At 41.5% G+C, this 15,391-nt stretch carries 8 protein-coding genes; all 8 read right to left on the bottom strand.

Annotation, left to right across the window (positions count from 1 at the left end):
- Positions 1-47 precede the first annotated feature (47 nt).
- Entirely contained in the window at positions 48-2,300 is a 2,253-nt protein-coding gene (locus ACO0K2_RS02380; protein ID WP_423015354.1) for a restriction endonuclease, read from the bottom strand.
- Between the two features lie 95 nt (positions 2,301-2,395).
- Positions 2,396-3,160, bottom strand: coding sequence for a retron system putative HNH endonuclease (locus ACO0K2_RS02375; protein ID WP_423015352.1), 765 nt, complete (start codon positions 3,158-3,160; stop codon positions 2,396-2,398).
- Positions 3,157-5,706: an N-6 DNA methylase gene (locus ACO0K2_RS02370; protein ID WP_423015350.1), complete on the bottom strand. Its 2,550-nt coding sequence runs from the start codon at positions 5,704-5,706 to the stop codon at positions 3,157-3,159. Before ACO0K2_RS02370 ends, ACO0K2_RS02375 begins: the two co-directional genes overlap by 4 nt.
- The gene (locus ACO0K2_RS02365; RefSeq protein WP_423015348.1) at positions 5,706-8,687 is read right to left on the bottom strand and encodes a type I restriction endonuclease subunit R; all 2,982 of its coding nucleotides are present in this window, start codon (positions 8,685-8,687) and stop codon (positions 5,706-5,708) included. The genes ACO0K2_RS02370 and ACO0K2_RS02365 overlap by 1 nt, the downstream gene beginning before the upstream one ends.
- Entirely contained in the window at positions 8,687-9,847 is a 1,161-nt protein-coding gene (locus tag ACO0K2_RS02360) for a restriction endonuclease subunit S (RefSeq protein WP_423015345.1), read from the bottom strand. Before ACO0K2_RS02360 ends, ACO0K2_RS02365 begins: the two co-directional genes overlap by 1 nt.
- Positions 9,847-11,319 (bottom strand): type I restriction-modification system subunit M, encoded by a 1,473-nt coding sequence (locus ACO0K2_RS02355; RefSeq protein WP_423015343.1) that lies wholly within the window; start codon positions 11,317-11,319, stop codon positions 9,847-9,849. The genes ACO0K2_RS02360 and ACO0K2_RS02355 overlap by 1 nt, the downstream gene beginning before the upstream one ends.
- Complete coding sequence (locus ACO0K2_RS02350; RefSeq protein WP_423015341.1) at positions 11,316-13,502, bottom strand: DUF262 domain-containing protein; 2,187 nt, start codon at positions 13,500-13,502, stop codon at positions 11,316-11,318. Before ACO0K2_RS02350 ends, ACO0K2_RS02355 begins: the two co-directional genes overlap by 4 nt.
- Positions 13,442-14,923, bottom strand: a complete 1,482-nt coding sequence (locus ACO0K2_RS02345) for a type I restriction-modification system subunit M (protein WP_423015339.1) — start codon at positions 14,921-14,923, stop codon at positions 13,442-13,444. Before ACO0K2_RS02345 ends, ACO0K2_RS02350 begins: the two co-directional genes overlap by 61 nt.
- Positions 14,924-15,391 lie beyond the last annotated feature (468 nt).

Below are 15,391 nucleotides of genomic sequence, written 5' to 3'. Positions count from 1 at the left end.
ATAGCAGTGTTAAGGGAAGTTCAAAGGGCATTTTTATTTATTGTGCTTTATCCGCGGTCAAATAAATCATCAACAGCATCAGGGCCTTGAGCGATAGAACCAGGCGAGTATTGGTCCCCACCGTCAGATGAATTCATAATATATTTTTGTAGACGATATTCAATTTCGATGGATTCCATAATTTTCAATCTATTGTTGAAGTTATAGGTTACCTGAAACTCGTCAAGCTTAATTTGGATCAGAGACAATAATTGTTCTTCTGCGAGTTCTGAATCGTCCCAACCCGCTCCATTGAATGCTTCGTTTACATCAATGAATTCGTCCAGATTTTCTTGAATTAGCTCAAGTACATGTTGATTGAAAAGCTCTTTTAGAGGTAAAAATACTTGTGTGGTATCTGAAAGGCAGTTTAGTACGTTAATAAAACTGTGTATTTCTTCATCACTACAGACAACCGGTAGCATAGCGTCTAGAAAGGTTACGACATCCTCAACTTTCAATATACCGTGAGTGAAAGAAAATTCGACCACTTTGAATGATTCGATTGTAATTCCGTCACATGAATATTTTGAGATTTCTTTCACGGCATGTTTGAAGAGATGTGAAATTTGTTTGCTGGGTTCTATGCAATCGATGAAGAGGTTACAAACTAATGCCAGGTATTGAATGTGCTTAATTGATTTTTCAGTAAAAGAAAGGTCATTTAGAAGCGCTTCACAGATTGAAAAAGTATTTTCTTTGGTAATTAGGCCATTCGTTGACAAGTCTCTTAGCGTTCTTAAAGATGAACTGGTTTTTAGGCTAAGAATTGATTTCTTGATTGTGGACATTTCATCTCTGTGTCTACTCAAGACAAAGTCGCCGATTGAAGGATTGAATAGATCAATCGAAACAGTGTTGTCTCGATCAACTTTTCGATTTAGTAGGGATCCAGTTAAGTGCTTCAGATTATTCTGAAAATCACGCCGACCTTGGAAAGTCTGGTTTTCTGGAAATCCTATATATCTTTCGTATGCATTTTTCAAATCTTGCTCGTCTATTTGCCTACCATTCATTACGACTAAAATAACAATGGATCGACTGAAGTCATCTTGTTGTGCGACGAATGGATTCTCCCAAATTTGAGACGGATTCGATAACGACTGCGAAATGTGATTCCAATACTGATTAGCAGGACAAGATTCCAAACGTGTATTGTCCGTTATGAAGTTGATCAAGCGAGGATTAAAGTTACGATGTTCAATGATTTTTCGATATCGTTTTTCAAAGTATAATTCTTCTACATAATCATGCGCAAGGCATGAATACCAAATATGATTGTATAGAATTTTTGCTTTATCTAAAGTTGATAATGATTTTATCTGAAGCTCATATTCATTTCGTCGTAAATTATTGATCTCAAAGCTGTCGATCAAGGTTTTTCCTTGATTTAAGATTGTGCTTCTTGACGTCAAGATAAATCGCTTATTTTTGTTTTTTGAAACTCGTTTTATGAATTGAGTAATGTGGTTACCTTCGTGGCCAGTTAACGCTAAGAGGTAATTCCTTCCTAAAAAATCGTCGAAATAAAAAAGCTGTTTCGATTCATGATCAAACAACGATTCTGCTTCATCTATTCTTTCTGCAATAGTAATCAAATCGAAATCTTGGGCAAGGTAATCTAGACATAAGTGTTCCGCAAGTGTCGTCTTCCCGACACCTGGCTCACCCATAATGATAACTACCCCTAACTTCTCAAGTTGTTTCTTCGCAGCATCGTGGTTCTCAGTTCGAACATAGCGAAGTGATGATTCCAGAATCGATTCAACTGAAAATTGACTTCGACCAAGCACAGCGTTGTTCGCAATTTGCTGTAGCAATTTTGCGCTAGTCAGCCATAATTTGTAGTGGCGTTGTTCGATCTTAGGATATCTGCGTAATTGGTCATTGAGATCTTCCTTTCCAAGAATGTCGGATTTTGATTTAACGTGTGGAGTCAATGCGGCGAATATCTTATCTTTGTCTGATCGAGATAGTGGATTGGAAATCGCAAGGATGTATCGATGTGGGTTCAGTTTGTCGAGTTTTTTCTTTTCGACCTTGCTCAAGGAAATTATTAGTTGCGAAAGTGGAGTATTTGCCCAATGCTTGCATTGAAGAACAATTTCTTTGTCTTCTTCTATGAAATAACGACCATCGACACCCGCATCTTTGCCAGGCTTGAAACGTTCAAATTGCCGTTCCTCAATTAGTCCAACTAAATCAGCACATAGAACTTCGAATTCTTTGTCGTTCAAGGTTGTAAAATCGTAGTCGCTCATTATTCCAATTTACTTTATAAAACTATTTGTAGAAACCAAGTCTCTTTTTTGAGATGAGGGCTGAAGATGCTGTGAATTTTTTAATGTTCTCTAATCTAAGTCTCAGCTTGCGCTACTAAGTTTTTGTACCGACTTAAAATTAGAGAAAAGAACGGCTGGTCAAGCAGACCATCACTATTCGGTGTCAACCAATTTTCTATTAGGTCGCTCACGTCCTCATCACTTTGTTGGGCGATTGCGAATTCATCCTCCAACAATATTGCAAACTTGGCCCTTGCTCGCTTTAGACGATCGCAGTTTAGATTGAGTAACTCGATATGTTTGTCTACAGCGGCTTTATTCAATTCACGAAGGTTTTTCGCGTTTTGATTAAATTTCATTTTTCCGTCAACTTCGTATAGAAATATTACTTCGGTACTTGATATTTTTTCGGGAGGAATGAAGCCATCTTTGGGTTTTTTTTCCCCTTTGAATTGACCGCAAGAGATATTGTTTTTCGAAGTATAAACGCGAGACTCCGAATCTGAAATTAAGATCGGCATGTTACTTCTAGGTGCTGTTCCACCGAGACAAGCAGGCAGTAAATTATTCCAATAAATTGCCCAGTTTGGTTCACTAGGGGTGTATGTCGAATTCTTATCCCCTTTCTTCGGTTCAAAATGCTCAACTTGGAAATCGAATTTGTCGATTAGTTTTTGCTCACAATAAATACACAATCCCCCGCCTTTTTTTGGGACGGCACTTTTGACCGCAAGGTTCACGTTCATTGTTGCCTTCAAATCTGTCCATGTTGCATCAGGTTTCCCCGTTCTAAATGCCGCAAGTTCAGGTGGTTCTGAAATATGGAAGTAAGGCATCATTCACCTTTTTTCGAACGAACCCAATTGACCCTTTTGATCGCGAGGTCGGCCTTTTGAAGCAAAGGCTCTTTGCCGTCGGTGAGCTCCTCGATGTCCCTTCTCAAATGTAGAGCGGCATCAGACTCTGACAGTCCATCTTCAATCAAGTTAAAGTACTTACGTAGTTTTACGATGACATCTGTCTCTGGGCGCTGTTTGACACCAAGAATCTCTTCCATTACCCATCCGCTTTCAGCACCATACGGTGTGGTTACATGCCCAGCAACCTGACTATCGTATGATACGGTTCGAATGTTTTCGCCTTTTACCGTTGTGAGTACTTGGGGGCTGTGAGTCGATACGATAAATTGAATATTGGGAAAGAGTGATCGTAGGTCATCTAAGACCTTTTGTTGCCACCTAGGATGTAAATGTAATTCAATCTCATCAATCAAGACGATGCCTGATACGTTTAATGGATCGGTGCTTTTCGGGTTCAATTGGTATGCGCGTCTAACCAAGTCAACAGTCATAGAAACCATACTCCGATTCCCCTCACTGAGCTGCTCCAAAGAAAGTGACACCTGTTCATTCCCTGCTGTACGCCACTGAACGCGAATATCACTTTCATTTCTGTCGAAAGAAATGTTCTCCGCGCTCGGTACGATTTTCTGTATTGCTCTAAGAATTAGAGACTTTACAGGGTGCACGTAATTGGATCTTTTTTCTTCGTCACGAGTTCTAAGTTCCGCTACTTCAATCTTCGAGAACCAATTCTTTATTGATGTGTAATTAAGACGTGCTTCAAGGGCACCGTCGTAGCCTTCGTATCGACTGTTAATTTCAAAAGGATCGATTGCAACTTTTCCTGCTGAAGTAAGAGTTCTATTCGTGCCGAAATACGCGATTAAAGGAAGTTCGGCGCTACTCTCTACGATTTCAGTTGCGAATTCTGCCAAAGCCGCATGACCTATTCCGGAAATGCTTCCTTTCGATACTCCTCTTAAAGTTAGATCCCAGCTTAAACTAGAATTTGTCTCCACTGAAACTTGTGCGTAGTCGGATTCATCCGTATTTGAAATTCGAATATCGGATTTGCGAAGGAGTCGCCCTTTTGCTTCGGGCATCGAAGTCAAAAACGGCCCAAGACTAGCAGCGATGGCTTCAAGTATAGAGGTCTTGCCCGCACCGTTTTCGCCAACGAGGACGGTTAGGTGGCTATGAATTGACGTTGAAAATTCTTTGTATCCACGAAAATTTCGAAGAGCTAGTGTGCGAATGGAAAGTGATTTTTTGACGTATTGTGAGGGATCTAACGATGCACCGTTTTCGATGACGGCATGACCAGCTACAGACACACTATATTTTCCATCGTTTTCAGTCGCATCAAGAATCTGCTTGATTTGTGTATCTTCAAAACCATTTCTTCCTTTTTGTGGCGAGCAAAAAGATGAGGCATCAATAAATCGGATTGATTGGCTCGTATCGAATCTTGAGTGCGATTTTTTTAGAATCAAAAGTGCTGTTGGAATCCTCGTCGAGAAATGGATCTTGTTTGGTAAGAGAATGACTGCGACGACTAAATTGTTAAGGATAAGTTCTTTTCGAATTTCAAATTCTTTTCCAGTTCTATTTAGTGGCCCCAATGGGCAACAAGTAATTAAAGTACCATTAGATTCAAGTGCATTTAACATGCTCAAGGTAATAAATAGATCGCTTCTTGTCTCAGGTAAGTCGCGGGCGATCGTCATCAATTTCCAAACCTCGCGCTGTTCCTGTTGGCGAGTAGTATCTTCCATAACGTATTTAGGGATTCTGATACCCATAGGGGGAAATGAGACAATCAAATCATAATGTTGATTCTTATATATTGGTTCACTTAGTGAGTTTCCCAGAAAATCTTGGCCTGGTACATCGAGAATAATCCGAGCAATTGTTGCCAAATAGTGAGAATTTAAATTGATCTCTTGAGTGTATATTTGAGGGTTTGCAATTTCACGATAAAACTGTAATGCAGTCAATCCGACTCCAGCAAAAGGGTCACATATTTTTTTAGGATTAAACCGTTTCCCTATACCTAAGACTAGCTTATTCAAGTCATTAGGGGTATAAAATTGACTGCCCGTACGCGCTTCACTTTCTGTAAACCTTGCGTTCAGCTCATACAGTGTTCTTTGAGCGACTACCGAGGTCACCGGGAAACGTATATCAGCAAGAAATGCGCGTATTTCTTGATGAAAATCAGCATCGACTTCTTTCGAGAAAATAGTGTCTATAATTTTTTCTCGTAGAAAAGTTATTGTTGTTTTTTCTAAATCCCACACAATCAATTGTTGGACCGAGAAAATATTGACGAGTTCAACAATGTGTCGACGAAGCTCGTCGATTGTAGATGAACCGACTTCTCTATATTTCTTCCCAAATCGTTCCTGAAAATAACCAATTATCAAAATTGTGAAAGCCAATTTTCGAAAATGATCGATGCTCGCACTTCCCCTTGCTCGTTCTAGTATTCTCCAGATCTTTTTGGTGAGATCGCTGTCCCCAATTTGTTCTTCCTGTGCCATCAGTAATACTCCTTGATATACGCATACGCCCGATCAAACAAAGCCTGATCGGTATGCAACTTGTATTTCAACAATGCCTTACGAAGCGACTTTTGCACCTCTCGTTCGCCGCCTATCGTCGTTTGCCATCCAGGGAAGCGCACGATGCGGACGATGGCATCAATGTCGGTAACGATGCGTTCGACTACCGCTGGTGTTTGGTCTGTTTTTAATTCCAAAAACAATTCGGTCAGTGCGGCTTGTGGTGACTTGTCTTGCTTCGCAGCTTCTAGATCCTTTTCTGCCTGAATAGTCTCTTTCGCGATCTTACATAACTCTTTAACGAATTCGATGGATGTGATCAGTCCTTGCTCCGCCTTATCGCGCAGATCTAGGAGTCGTTCGCTTAGTGATTTGAATCGAGGGTCGCTTGCATGCTTTTGGAATCGTTTGGCGAGCATTTTTTCAAGTTGCTTAACTTGTTTGGATTCAGGATTGTTGAAAATATTTTCAATGACGTCCGCGTCTAATACGAATTCATCTAGAGTATGCACATCTCCGACATGGATGTGGTCATGAATGAGCTGGGTGGTTTGAGCACCTAGCGTTAGCCACAATAGTTTCCCCACATTATCTGATGCAGGCTTCACCGACTCGTAAACTTGAGCCAACCATTTGTAATCTTGGTTGTAGAGATTGAGTATTGCATCTGGCGACAATGACTCCCAGAGTCGCGCTAGATACTTAAAATCTAACGCGAAAGCATCTTTCTTCTCAACCGTACTAATCGCATTTTGTGCAGCTTCCAAACCTTCAAAGCCATCTAGGGTTCTGTCAACCCCAAGAAAATGCGCCAGTGCATCCCTCATAGCTTGTGGTAGTTGATCACGCAGCTCTGAAAGATTGCTGATAACCTGCTTCACGCTTTGCTCATCGAATTCAAGCGCTTTCGCTGCGTCATCGAATACGCCAAAGTAGTCGACAATCCGGCCGAAAGTCTTCTGCGGAAATAATCGATTGGTTCGGCAGATTGCTTGTAATAAGGTATGGTCTTTCAGCGACTTGTCCAAATACATAGTTTGTAAAATAGGCGCATCAAAACCCGTAAGGAGTTTGGCTGTGACGATGAGGAACTGAAGCTCAGAGCCTTTATTGTTAAACTCCTCGACTACTTTTTCTTGTTGACCTTTATCGAGACCCCATTTTTTCTTGAAATCGAAATCGTCGTTGGCAGTCGTAGATATCACCACGCGGCTTGCCGCCTCCGGAAAGTGTTTATCAAGCTCTTCTTTGTATTGCACGCAGGCGTGACGGTCTGGTGTCACGATCATCGCCTTGAAACCTTGTGGTGCCACCTTAGTCTTGAAATGGATCGCAATATCTTCAACGATCTTCTTGACTCGTTCCGGTGATTTCAAGAAGGCTGCCATTTTGGCTGACTTTTGATTGAGCCCATCGGCTTCTTCGTCCGTCAGCGCTGCACCTTCCTTAAACTCGGCAAAGGCTTTATCAATGGCTTCTTTATCGACATGAACGTCGACTAAGCGTGGTTCAAAATGTAGCGGTAAGGTTGCAGCGTCGCGAATGGAGTCATGGAAGGTATAGCGAGACATATAGCCACCTTCGTCCGTTTCAGCACCAAACGCCCAAAACGTATTCTTATCTGCTTTGTTGACTGGTGTTCCCGTTAGCCCAAACAAGAAAGCATTCGGCAAAGCAGCGCGCATTTGACGTCCTAGATCGCCTTCTTGCGTACGATGTGCCTCATCGACCAAGACGATGATGTTATCTCTGGTATTCATATTCGGCTTCGCATCGCGAAACTTATGAATCATGGAGATAATAATTTTTCGCGTATCGCGTTCCAGCATCGTCTGCAGTTCTTTGATATTGTCGGTGCTCTCCACGTTGGCAATATCTGCGGCGTTAAACGTGCCGGAAATTTGTGTGTCCAGATCCGTCCTATCGACCAGGACTAGAACGGTAGGGCTTTTAAGTGCTTGCGTGCGGCGCAGCTTTTGTGCGGCAAAGACCATGAGCAGTGATTTGCCCGAACCTTGAAAATGCCAGATCAATCCCTTTTTTATTTGACCTTCGACTACTCGTTCAACAATTTTGTTCGCGCCTTCGTACTGTTGAAAGCGGGGGATTACCTTCATGCGAACCTTCTTGTTGTTGCTAGAGAAAAGGGTGAAGTTCCGCAAAATATCAAGCAAGCGTGCTGGCGAAAGCAGGTCGGACAGTTCTTGTCCGATTTCGGCGAGCCCTAAAGCCTGAGCCAGCGCCGTGTTTTCTGATTCAATGCGCCACGGTGCCCAAAACTCCAGCGGGCAACGAACCGCTCCGTAAAAAAGCTGCTTGCCTTCGGTAGCAAAAGACAGAATATTAGGGACAAAGAGTTGTGGTACCGCGTTCTCATAGATGGCATGAATCTCGTGAGCACCATCCAGCCAAGAAATGGCCGGGCGAATTGGCGTTTTGGCTTCGCCTATCACTACTGGAATTCCGTTGATGAAGAGCACCACATCAGGAATTTTAGTTTCTCGGTGATGAATGCGGAACTGATTCGTTACGATACCGTGGTTGTTGGCGACATCCTCAAAATCAAAGATTCGAACCGGGCGATGAGAATTGTTTTCGCCAAATGGCATCGATTTTTCACCACAGACCCATTTGAGGAATTCTTCGTTTGCCCGAACCAAGCCCGTATGTGCGACCGAACCTAGAATCCCACGCAGAGTATGAATCACTTCTTCGGCACGCTCTGGTTTTTCAGCGATTTCAGGGTTGAGTCTGATCAGGGCGGATTTGAGTTCATCTTCCAAAAGCACTTCGTTCACACTACGAGCAAGCTGTTCCGGCGAACGGTAGTGCCAGAAATGGCCGTAGCTGTTGTCACTATCTTCGGCCACTGCAGGTACAGTGGCTTGGGTGTTGAGATTGCTTCCCGAAAGTTTATGGATGATGAAATGTTCTACGGAGTTGAGTTCGGTAAAGGCCATTAGAATACCTCGTTGATGAGGGATTTTTGGAGGGCTTTGGAAGCGCAAATTCTGGAATCAATAGTACTTAGTGATTTTTCGATACCATCAAATATTTTTATGTATTCTATTTGCCTTTCGACAGGTGGAACAATTATTGGAATATTGGAAAGAGAATCCTTGTTCAATTTATAGCGTGTCGCACCTTGTTTGGTTAAGTAAGGTATGATGTTTCGGTGTTGAAAAGTATAGTACAGCCATTTTGTTAAACAACGGTCGGTCCCTTTTAGAATGTGAGCATGATTATTCACATTGAACTTCCCAGTAGCGTATTGAGTCATGTACCAAGTGGCGTATTTTAGGAAGTGATCGCCGTCTTCTCCAATCAATACGTATTTTCCTTCTATTCTGTATTCAGAAATATAGTCAATAATCGATGTCGGTCCATAGTATGGATAATCACCTTTGAGTTTTTGACGTTCTTCTTTGTTAATTGGTTTGCGTAAATTATTGGCAATTTCGCAGCAATCCGCGAGACTAATAATTTCAATTCCATCATCCAAATTTTTTTCTTTCGTAAGCAAATCACGGTCATAACCGAAAAAGATTTTATTACGTTCGGAATGTTTGACTTGTACCAACTTCTCCAACACCGCCAGATCCTTCTCAACCACTTCATCCATCGCCCAGAGCAGTTCTGCCAGTTCGGTCTGCTGTTCCTTGAGTGGGAGGAGGAAGTCCTGAATTTTCAACACGCCCCAGTTGATTGTTGGCGAAAGTCCACCGGCGGAAATATCGACGGCACGGTGCATAAACAGGTCAGAATGAAGGAAAAACGGGAGAAGTTTCGGATCAATCACTTCGGGATTGGCTCGCAAAACAAAGGCGTGAGCGGAACAGATCGCTTCGGTGGTGACAACCGAAGCTTTGCGCTGATAGGCTCGGCGTTTGCCAAAAATTACATCGCCGGGATAACATTTCAGCTTTTGACCTTCTACATCGGAAGGTTTTCCAAATCGTTTGATATGAATGGATTCGGCATCAATGTGTTCAAGTCCAATATAAATTTCGAGTTCGGTTTCGGCGGGTTCTACTCGTTCAGAAACATTCTTTACAATTTGGTCAAATCGGTAGGTTTTCCAATCAGACTTATCGAGATTTTTTAGATCAATTTTTGGCATTATTTTACTCCACTCAAAGTCTGAAACAGTTCATTCATACTTAACTGTAATTTTTCAGAAGAGTCATTCCAGGCTTCCAACGCATGGGTAATGGAAAGATTGCTATGGTCAGCATCGACATTGCTGACATATTGAGCAATATTCAGGCTGCCTTTTTTCTCAACAACATTTTCATTACTGATCACTTTACAGAAGCCATCTTCGTCGTGAAAGTTGTGGTAGGCATTGAAGATTCGTTTGATGTGCTTGTCTTCAAGGTAGGAAATTGACTTCTCCTGCTTCACTTCTTTGACAGCATTAATAATCAGAACTTTACCTTTGCGATTTGGAGCTTTGTTCGTTGCTGTAATTAGTAAGCATGCTTCCATTTGCGAGTTATAGAATAGATTTGGCCCTAGCCCAATCACGCATTCAACCAAATCCTCTTCAACCATTTTCCGACGCATCTCTGCTTCCGAATCACGAAACAAAACGCCATGGGGCCATAGCGAAATCGAGCGACCGTTCTTTTCATCAAGGCTTTTTTGAATATGCTGTTGAAACGCGTAATCCGCACACCCCTGAGGTGGTGTTCCCCATACATTTCTGCCATAAGGATCGCTTTCAAAGCTCTTCCTATCCCATGACTTAATCGAGTAGGGTGGGTTTGCAAGGATGACGTTGAATTTTTTCAGTTGATCATTTTCAAGCAAACCCGGATTTGCCAATGTATCGCCGCGCACAATCTGAAACTCCTCTATGCCATGCATAAACATGTTCATGCGGGCGATTGCTGAAGTGAGTAGATTAATTTCTTGCCCGTAGAGTTTGAGTGTACGGTATTCTTTACCTTCGCTTTTGAGGTGCAATGCGCAGTTCAATAATAGACCACCAGAGCCGCAGGTCGGGTCATAGACACTCTCGCCCGGCTGCGGGTCCATGATCATGGTCATGAGTTTGACTACAGTGCGATTGGTATAAAACTCTGCTGCGGTGTGGCCGCTGTCATTGGCGAATTCTTTGATTAAGTACTCATAGGCATTGCCTAGTTTATCGTCTGGAACATTGGTTAGGCTGAGTTTTTGCTGCGAGTAATGCTCGATGAGGTTAATGAGCATTGCATCGGATAAGCGTTCTTTATTGGTCCAATTGGCATCGCCAAAAATGCCATGCAGAGTATCAGGGTTGGCCTTCTCAATTGCCCGCATCGCTTCTTGCAATGCTTGTCCAACATTGACCGTTGTTTCGCGCACGTCGTTCCAATGCGCACCTTTTGGAACGATGAAATGATGATTTTCGGCGAACTCAGCATAAGCCAAATCGCCATTGCTCTCGGCAAGCGCGAGATCGTACTCTTCATCATAAACGTCTGAAATGCGTTTGAAAAAGAGAAGAGGGAAAATGTATTGTTTGTAATCGCCAGCGTCGATCGTACCTCGTAGCGCAACGGCCGCACCCCAGAGGTATTTTTCTAGTTCTTGTTGGGTCATCATAGTTTGTTTGATTCATGTTCTACCGTGCTCTCAATACCGGCTTCATTGAGAAATGATAGATGCAGTAAAGCGATTTTATCCGACTCGGTACCAAGTTTCAGGTCCCAGCGCCTTTCCATAAACGCGAGTAATCTCAAACCTCTTTTTTTGATTTGTTGTGCGGTCCACTCAGATTCACTAGCTATCTCTAACTCTGAATACGATCCATTTTTATAGCCGTTTCTGACTACTTTGCTCCTACTGTCCTGCTTCGTTTCTTTTTTATCTGGGAAATCATCGTTCTGTAGACTGGAGTTAATGCTTGACGATAGCGGCAGGAGATTACCCAACGAGCCCAGCAAACAATTTTGCTGCTCTAAATTAAACCCAGAAAAACGTTCTGACCAATATTCACTATCCGCTGTTTGAGGGTATATGTGCTCAATTGAAAACGTATCACTTACACTTCGAACAAAATTTGACCAACCAAGTTTTGGTTGACCACGAGTTATCTTTAGATCTTCCTCATATTCAAATAGGAAATATCGCAAATCATTCCAGCCATAAAATCCCGGCCCATTTGAAGCGAATTTTTTATCCATAAAATTGGAAAAATTACCTACCTTGAATACCTGATTATTATCAAAAGCCCAGTCTAGATGATTATCTAATTCTTCGCAGACTTTACTTAAGCTTTTTTCTCCAAAGTAAACGTCTCTGGTTGAACGATAAAAATGGCTGCTGCCATAGTTTGCTTGGGCGCGGCACAACCTAAATGAAATGAAAATAAAGCGCTCAATTTTCTTTAAAAGCAAAAGTCGTTCTGGGCTATTAATCAAGGTTTTTAGTAGCGCAGCCATTATTAATGGCCTGAAATAGGAAATTTTGACCCTATTAATTTTATCCATTGCTAGTCGTTCATCAATGCTCAATTCATTGGCGTCATTGGGGAAAAATGTCGCGTACCAAATTTTCGCTGAAGCCCTGAGACTATTCACGTATTCAATAATTTGAGTAATCGTCAGTTTAGAATGTGCAGACGACAAAGCTTCGGCATACGTCTCGTCGTCTTCCGATTCGGTATCATTCCCTATTTCGTGAATTTCTGAGAGCTTCTTGATAGTAATTTTTGATTTTTCAAAGATATTTTTTGGAGAAAAATGTTCATCCAAAAGAAATTTAATGTAATCACTGCCAGTATTGCGGCTGTATTTGAAGTACATGATCCAGTGTGCATTCAGAAAATCATCATCGTTGAGCGGTGAGAGTTTATTGCGTCCTAATTGATTATAGATTTCACCCCATGTGTCATTGATATTTTTACGGGCGGCTTCTTTGATGTTATTCTTGACTTCATCTGTAGGGTAAAGCGTGGTGAGATAGATCAAACGGTTCTTTAATAGCTCTAAATCCGACAGCTTCTTTCCCCGATTGTTCATTGTTTCAAAGGCGACGAACACGTCAAAGTTATCATTAATTTCATAAAGATTAAATAAGAACTGTTGCGTGAGTTTTTTGTAGAGGACCTCTAGTGCTGACAACCCCTCTTGGTTGAGTATGCTTGCTATGTTTTCAGAGAAAAACGACTTAGCGTTTTCAAGATTTAAGGTGTAAAACGTTTCACTAACGCTGCCAGCATTGGGCTCATTAAAAATTTTGAATCGTAAAAATTCAAATGAAGGATTATCGATCTCGTAGCCGAATTTGTAGGTGTTAATGGTTTTATGTATCGGTTCAGTGATGACGATATAGTTTTCTCTTATTTCACTTAGCCTGTATGAGCCTAAGAAAATATTGGCACTGGAGAGGTTCGCATTATTTGGATGTGATTCAACAGCCTCAATTAAACACTGCATAAAAATTGAGACAGTTGTTAAACGTTGCTGACCATCGACGACATAAGATGGAGAGACGCCTCTTCCTTCTATTAGCCATATTTCATCCGTCCATGTTTTATAAACTTCTTGTGGCACTTTCTTTATGGAAAGAACTCCAGTGTAATGTGATCGGTCTGGCGATAAATTAATTAGATCCTCCCAGAACTCTACAAGCTGTTTTTCACCCCATGCATAACCACGTTGGTAATCGGGAATACGGAAAATTTTCTTGGCAAAAATATCGTCGAGCGTTTGGAGTTCTTTCATTACAAAAATCTCTTTAAAATAGTTTTGAATTTTTCTTCTGCTTCCAAGCTCTCTTGCCACGCTGTTTTCAAATCAGCCATGGCTTGTTCAACAGTTGGTAGATTGTCTTCGATGATTTTTTCGACATACAACGGAATATTGAGGTTGTAGTCGTTAGCTTCTAGGTCCGCTAGCGACGCGACAAAGACTGAGTTTTCGATGTTTTCGAATTTTGAATACCAGTCGTAGATTTGGCCGAGATGTTGAGTCTCTAGATAGTTCTGGGCGCGGCCAACGCGAACTTGATCAGATGCATCAATAAACAAGACTTTCTTTTTTCGGCATTTTTCTTTGTTTTGTTTGAACACCATGACGCAGGCAGCTAGTTGCGTGCCGTAGAAAATATTTGGACCGAGGCCGATGACTGCATCGAGAATATCTTTTTCGATTAACGCCTGGCGAATTTTTCCCTCTGCACCTTTTCTAAATAGCGCACCGTGTGGCAGCACTACCGTCATGCGTCCTGTGCTATTCATCGACTTGACCATGTGTTGAACCCAAGCCATATCGCCGTTGCCTTGTGGAGGTACGCCAGCGATATTGCGTCCGAACGGATCATTTGCCCAGTTTTCTGAGCCCCAGTCGCTTAGCGAGAATGGGGGGTTTGCGATAACGCAGTCAAACGTCTTCAGACCGTCGGCTTCAAAAAATCCAGGGTTGCGAAGTGTATCTCCGCGAATAATCTCGAAGTCCTCGATCCCATGCAAAAACATATTCATTCTCGCAATAGAACTCGACGTTAGATTCTTTTCTTGCCCAAATAATTTTAAGGTTCTGTAGTCTTCGTTGTTATGTTTAAGATGATCGACACACTCGAGCAACATGCCACCGGTGCCGCACGCAGGGTCGTAAATCGTTTCCCCTTGATGTGGATCTAAAATCAAACCCAAAAGATGCACAACAGATCGTGGTGTATAAAACTCACCCGCTTTTTTGTTTGTAAGATCAGCGAAGTGCTTGATCAGGTATTCGTATGCTTGTCCAAGCATATCTGGATCAACATATTCGCTATTGAGACTGTATTGTGAGAAGTGTTCGATTAGATCAATAAGAAGCTTATCCGAGAGCTTGTTCTTGTTGCTCCACTGCGCATCACCAAATATCCCGTAAAGGTAATCTTGATTTGCCTTCTCAATTCCGCGAAGAGCAAATTCAATAGCCTGTCCAACATTTGTTGTTTGCTCTCTTACGTCTTGCCAATGGCAGTTCGCAGGAATTTCGAATCTATGCATCTCTGGAAGCTGGGCATAGGCTTGGTCTCCATCAGACTCCAAAAGAGCGGTTCTATATTCCTCATCGTAAACGTCAGAAATGCGTTTAAAGAAAAGGAGGGGAAAAATATATACTTTAAAGTCTGAGGCATCGACTGGTCCTTTTAAGATCCAGGCGGCTTTAGATAGATATTGTTCTAGTTGCGAAAGCGTTAATTTGTTTTTGGTCATTGATTTTTGTGTATTTTTTGACAATTTATTTTTATTGAGTTTAAACGTATATTCGATTCATTTTCGCTGAGTTTCCAACAAAATGACTCCACTAGTGGAGAATATCTTTGGAATATCGATTGTAATTGATAAGTTATCAATTATGCGCCAATGATGTTAAATATATCATTTTCATATCTACATGCAGGATAGACTTGTTCCAATTTTTCTATGTGGTTGATCAAATATAAAGAGCCTCCAGAATTGTAAGCCTTCGGTAAAATCAAGTAATGCATAAATAGAGATCTCGAAGCAAACTTACATACCAAAGCTAAATATCTGACGGCTTTCTTTGAGCAAATTTGCAATTAATCGATTTCAGATAAATATCGAGATATATTAAAAAAGATAGCAAAACAATATTTTAATTAGTAAAATATGATTTAAAAGTTATTTTTGACTCGATTAAACCCAACTTAGATCGACATT

Source organism: Undibacterium sp. MH2W (assembly GCF_049340215.1).
Lineage (GTDB): Bacteria > Pseudomonadota > Gammaproteobacteria > Burkholderiales > Burkholderiaceae_D > Undibacterium.
Note: the sequence above shows the minus strand (reverse complement) of the source record. Positions and strands in the feature narration are given on the sequence as shown.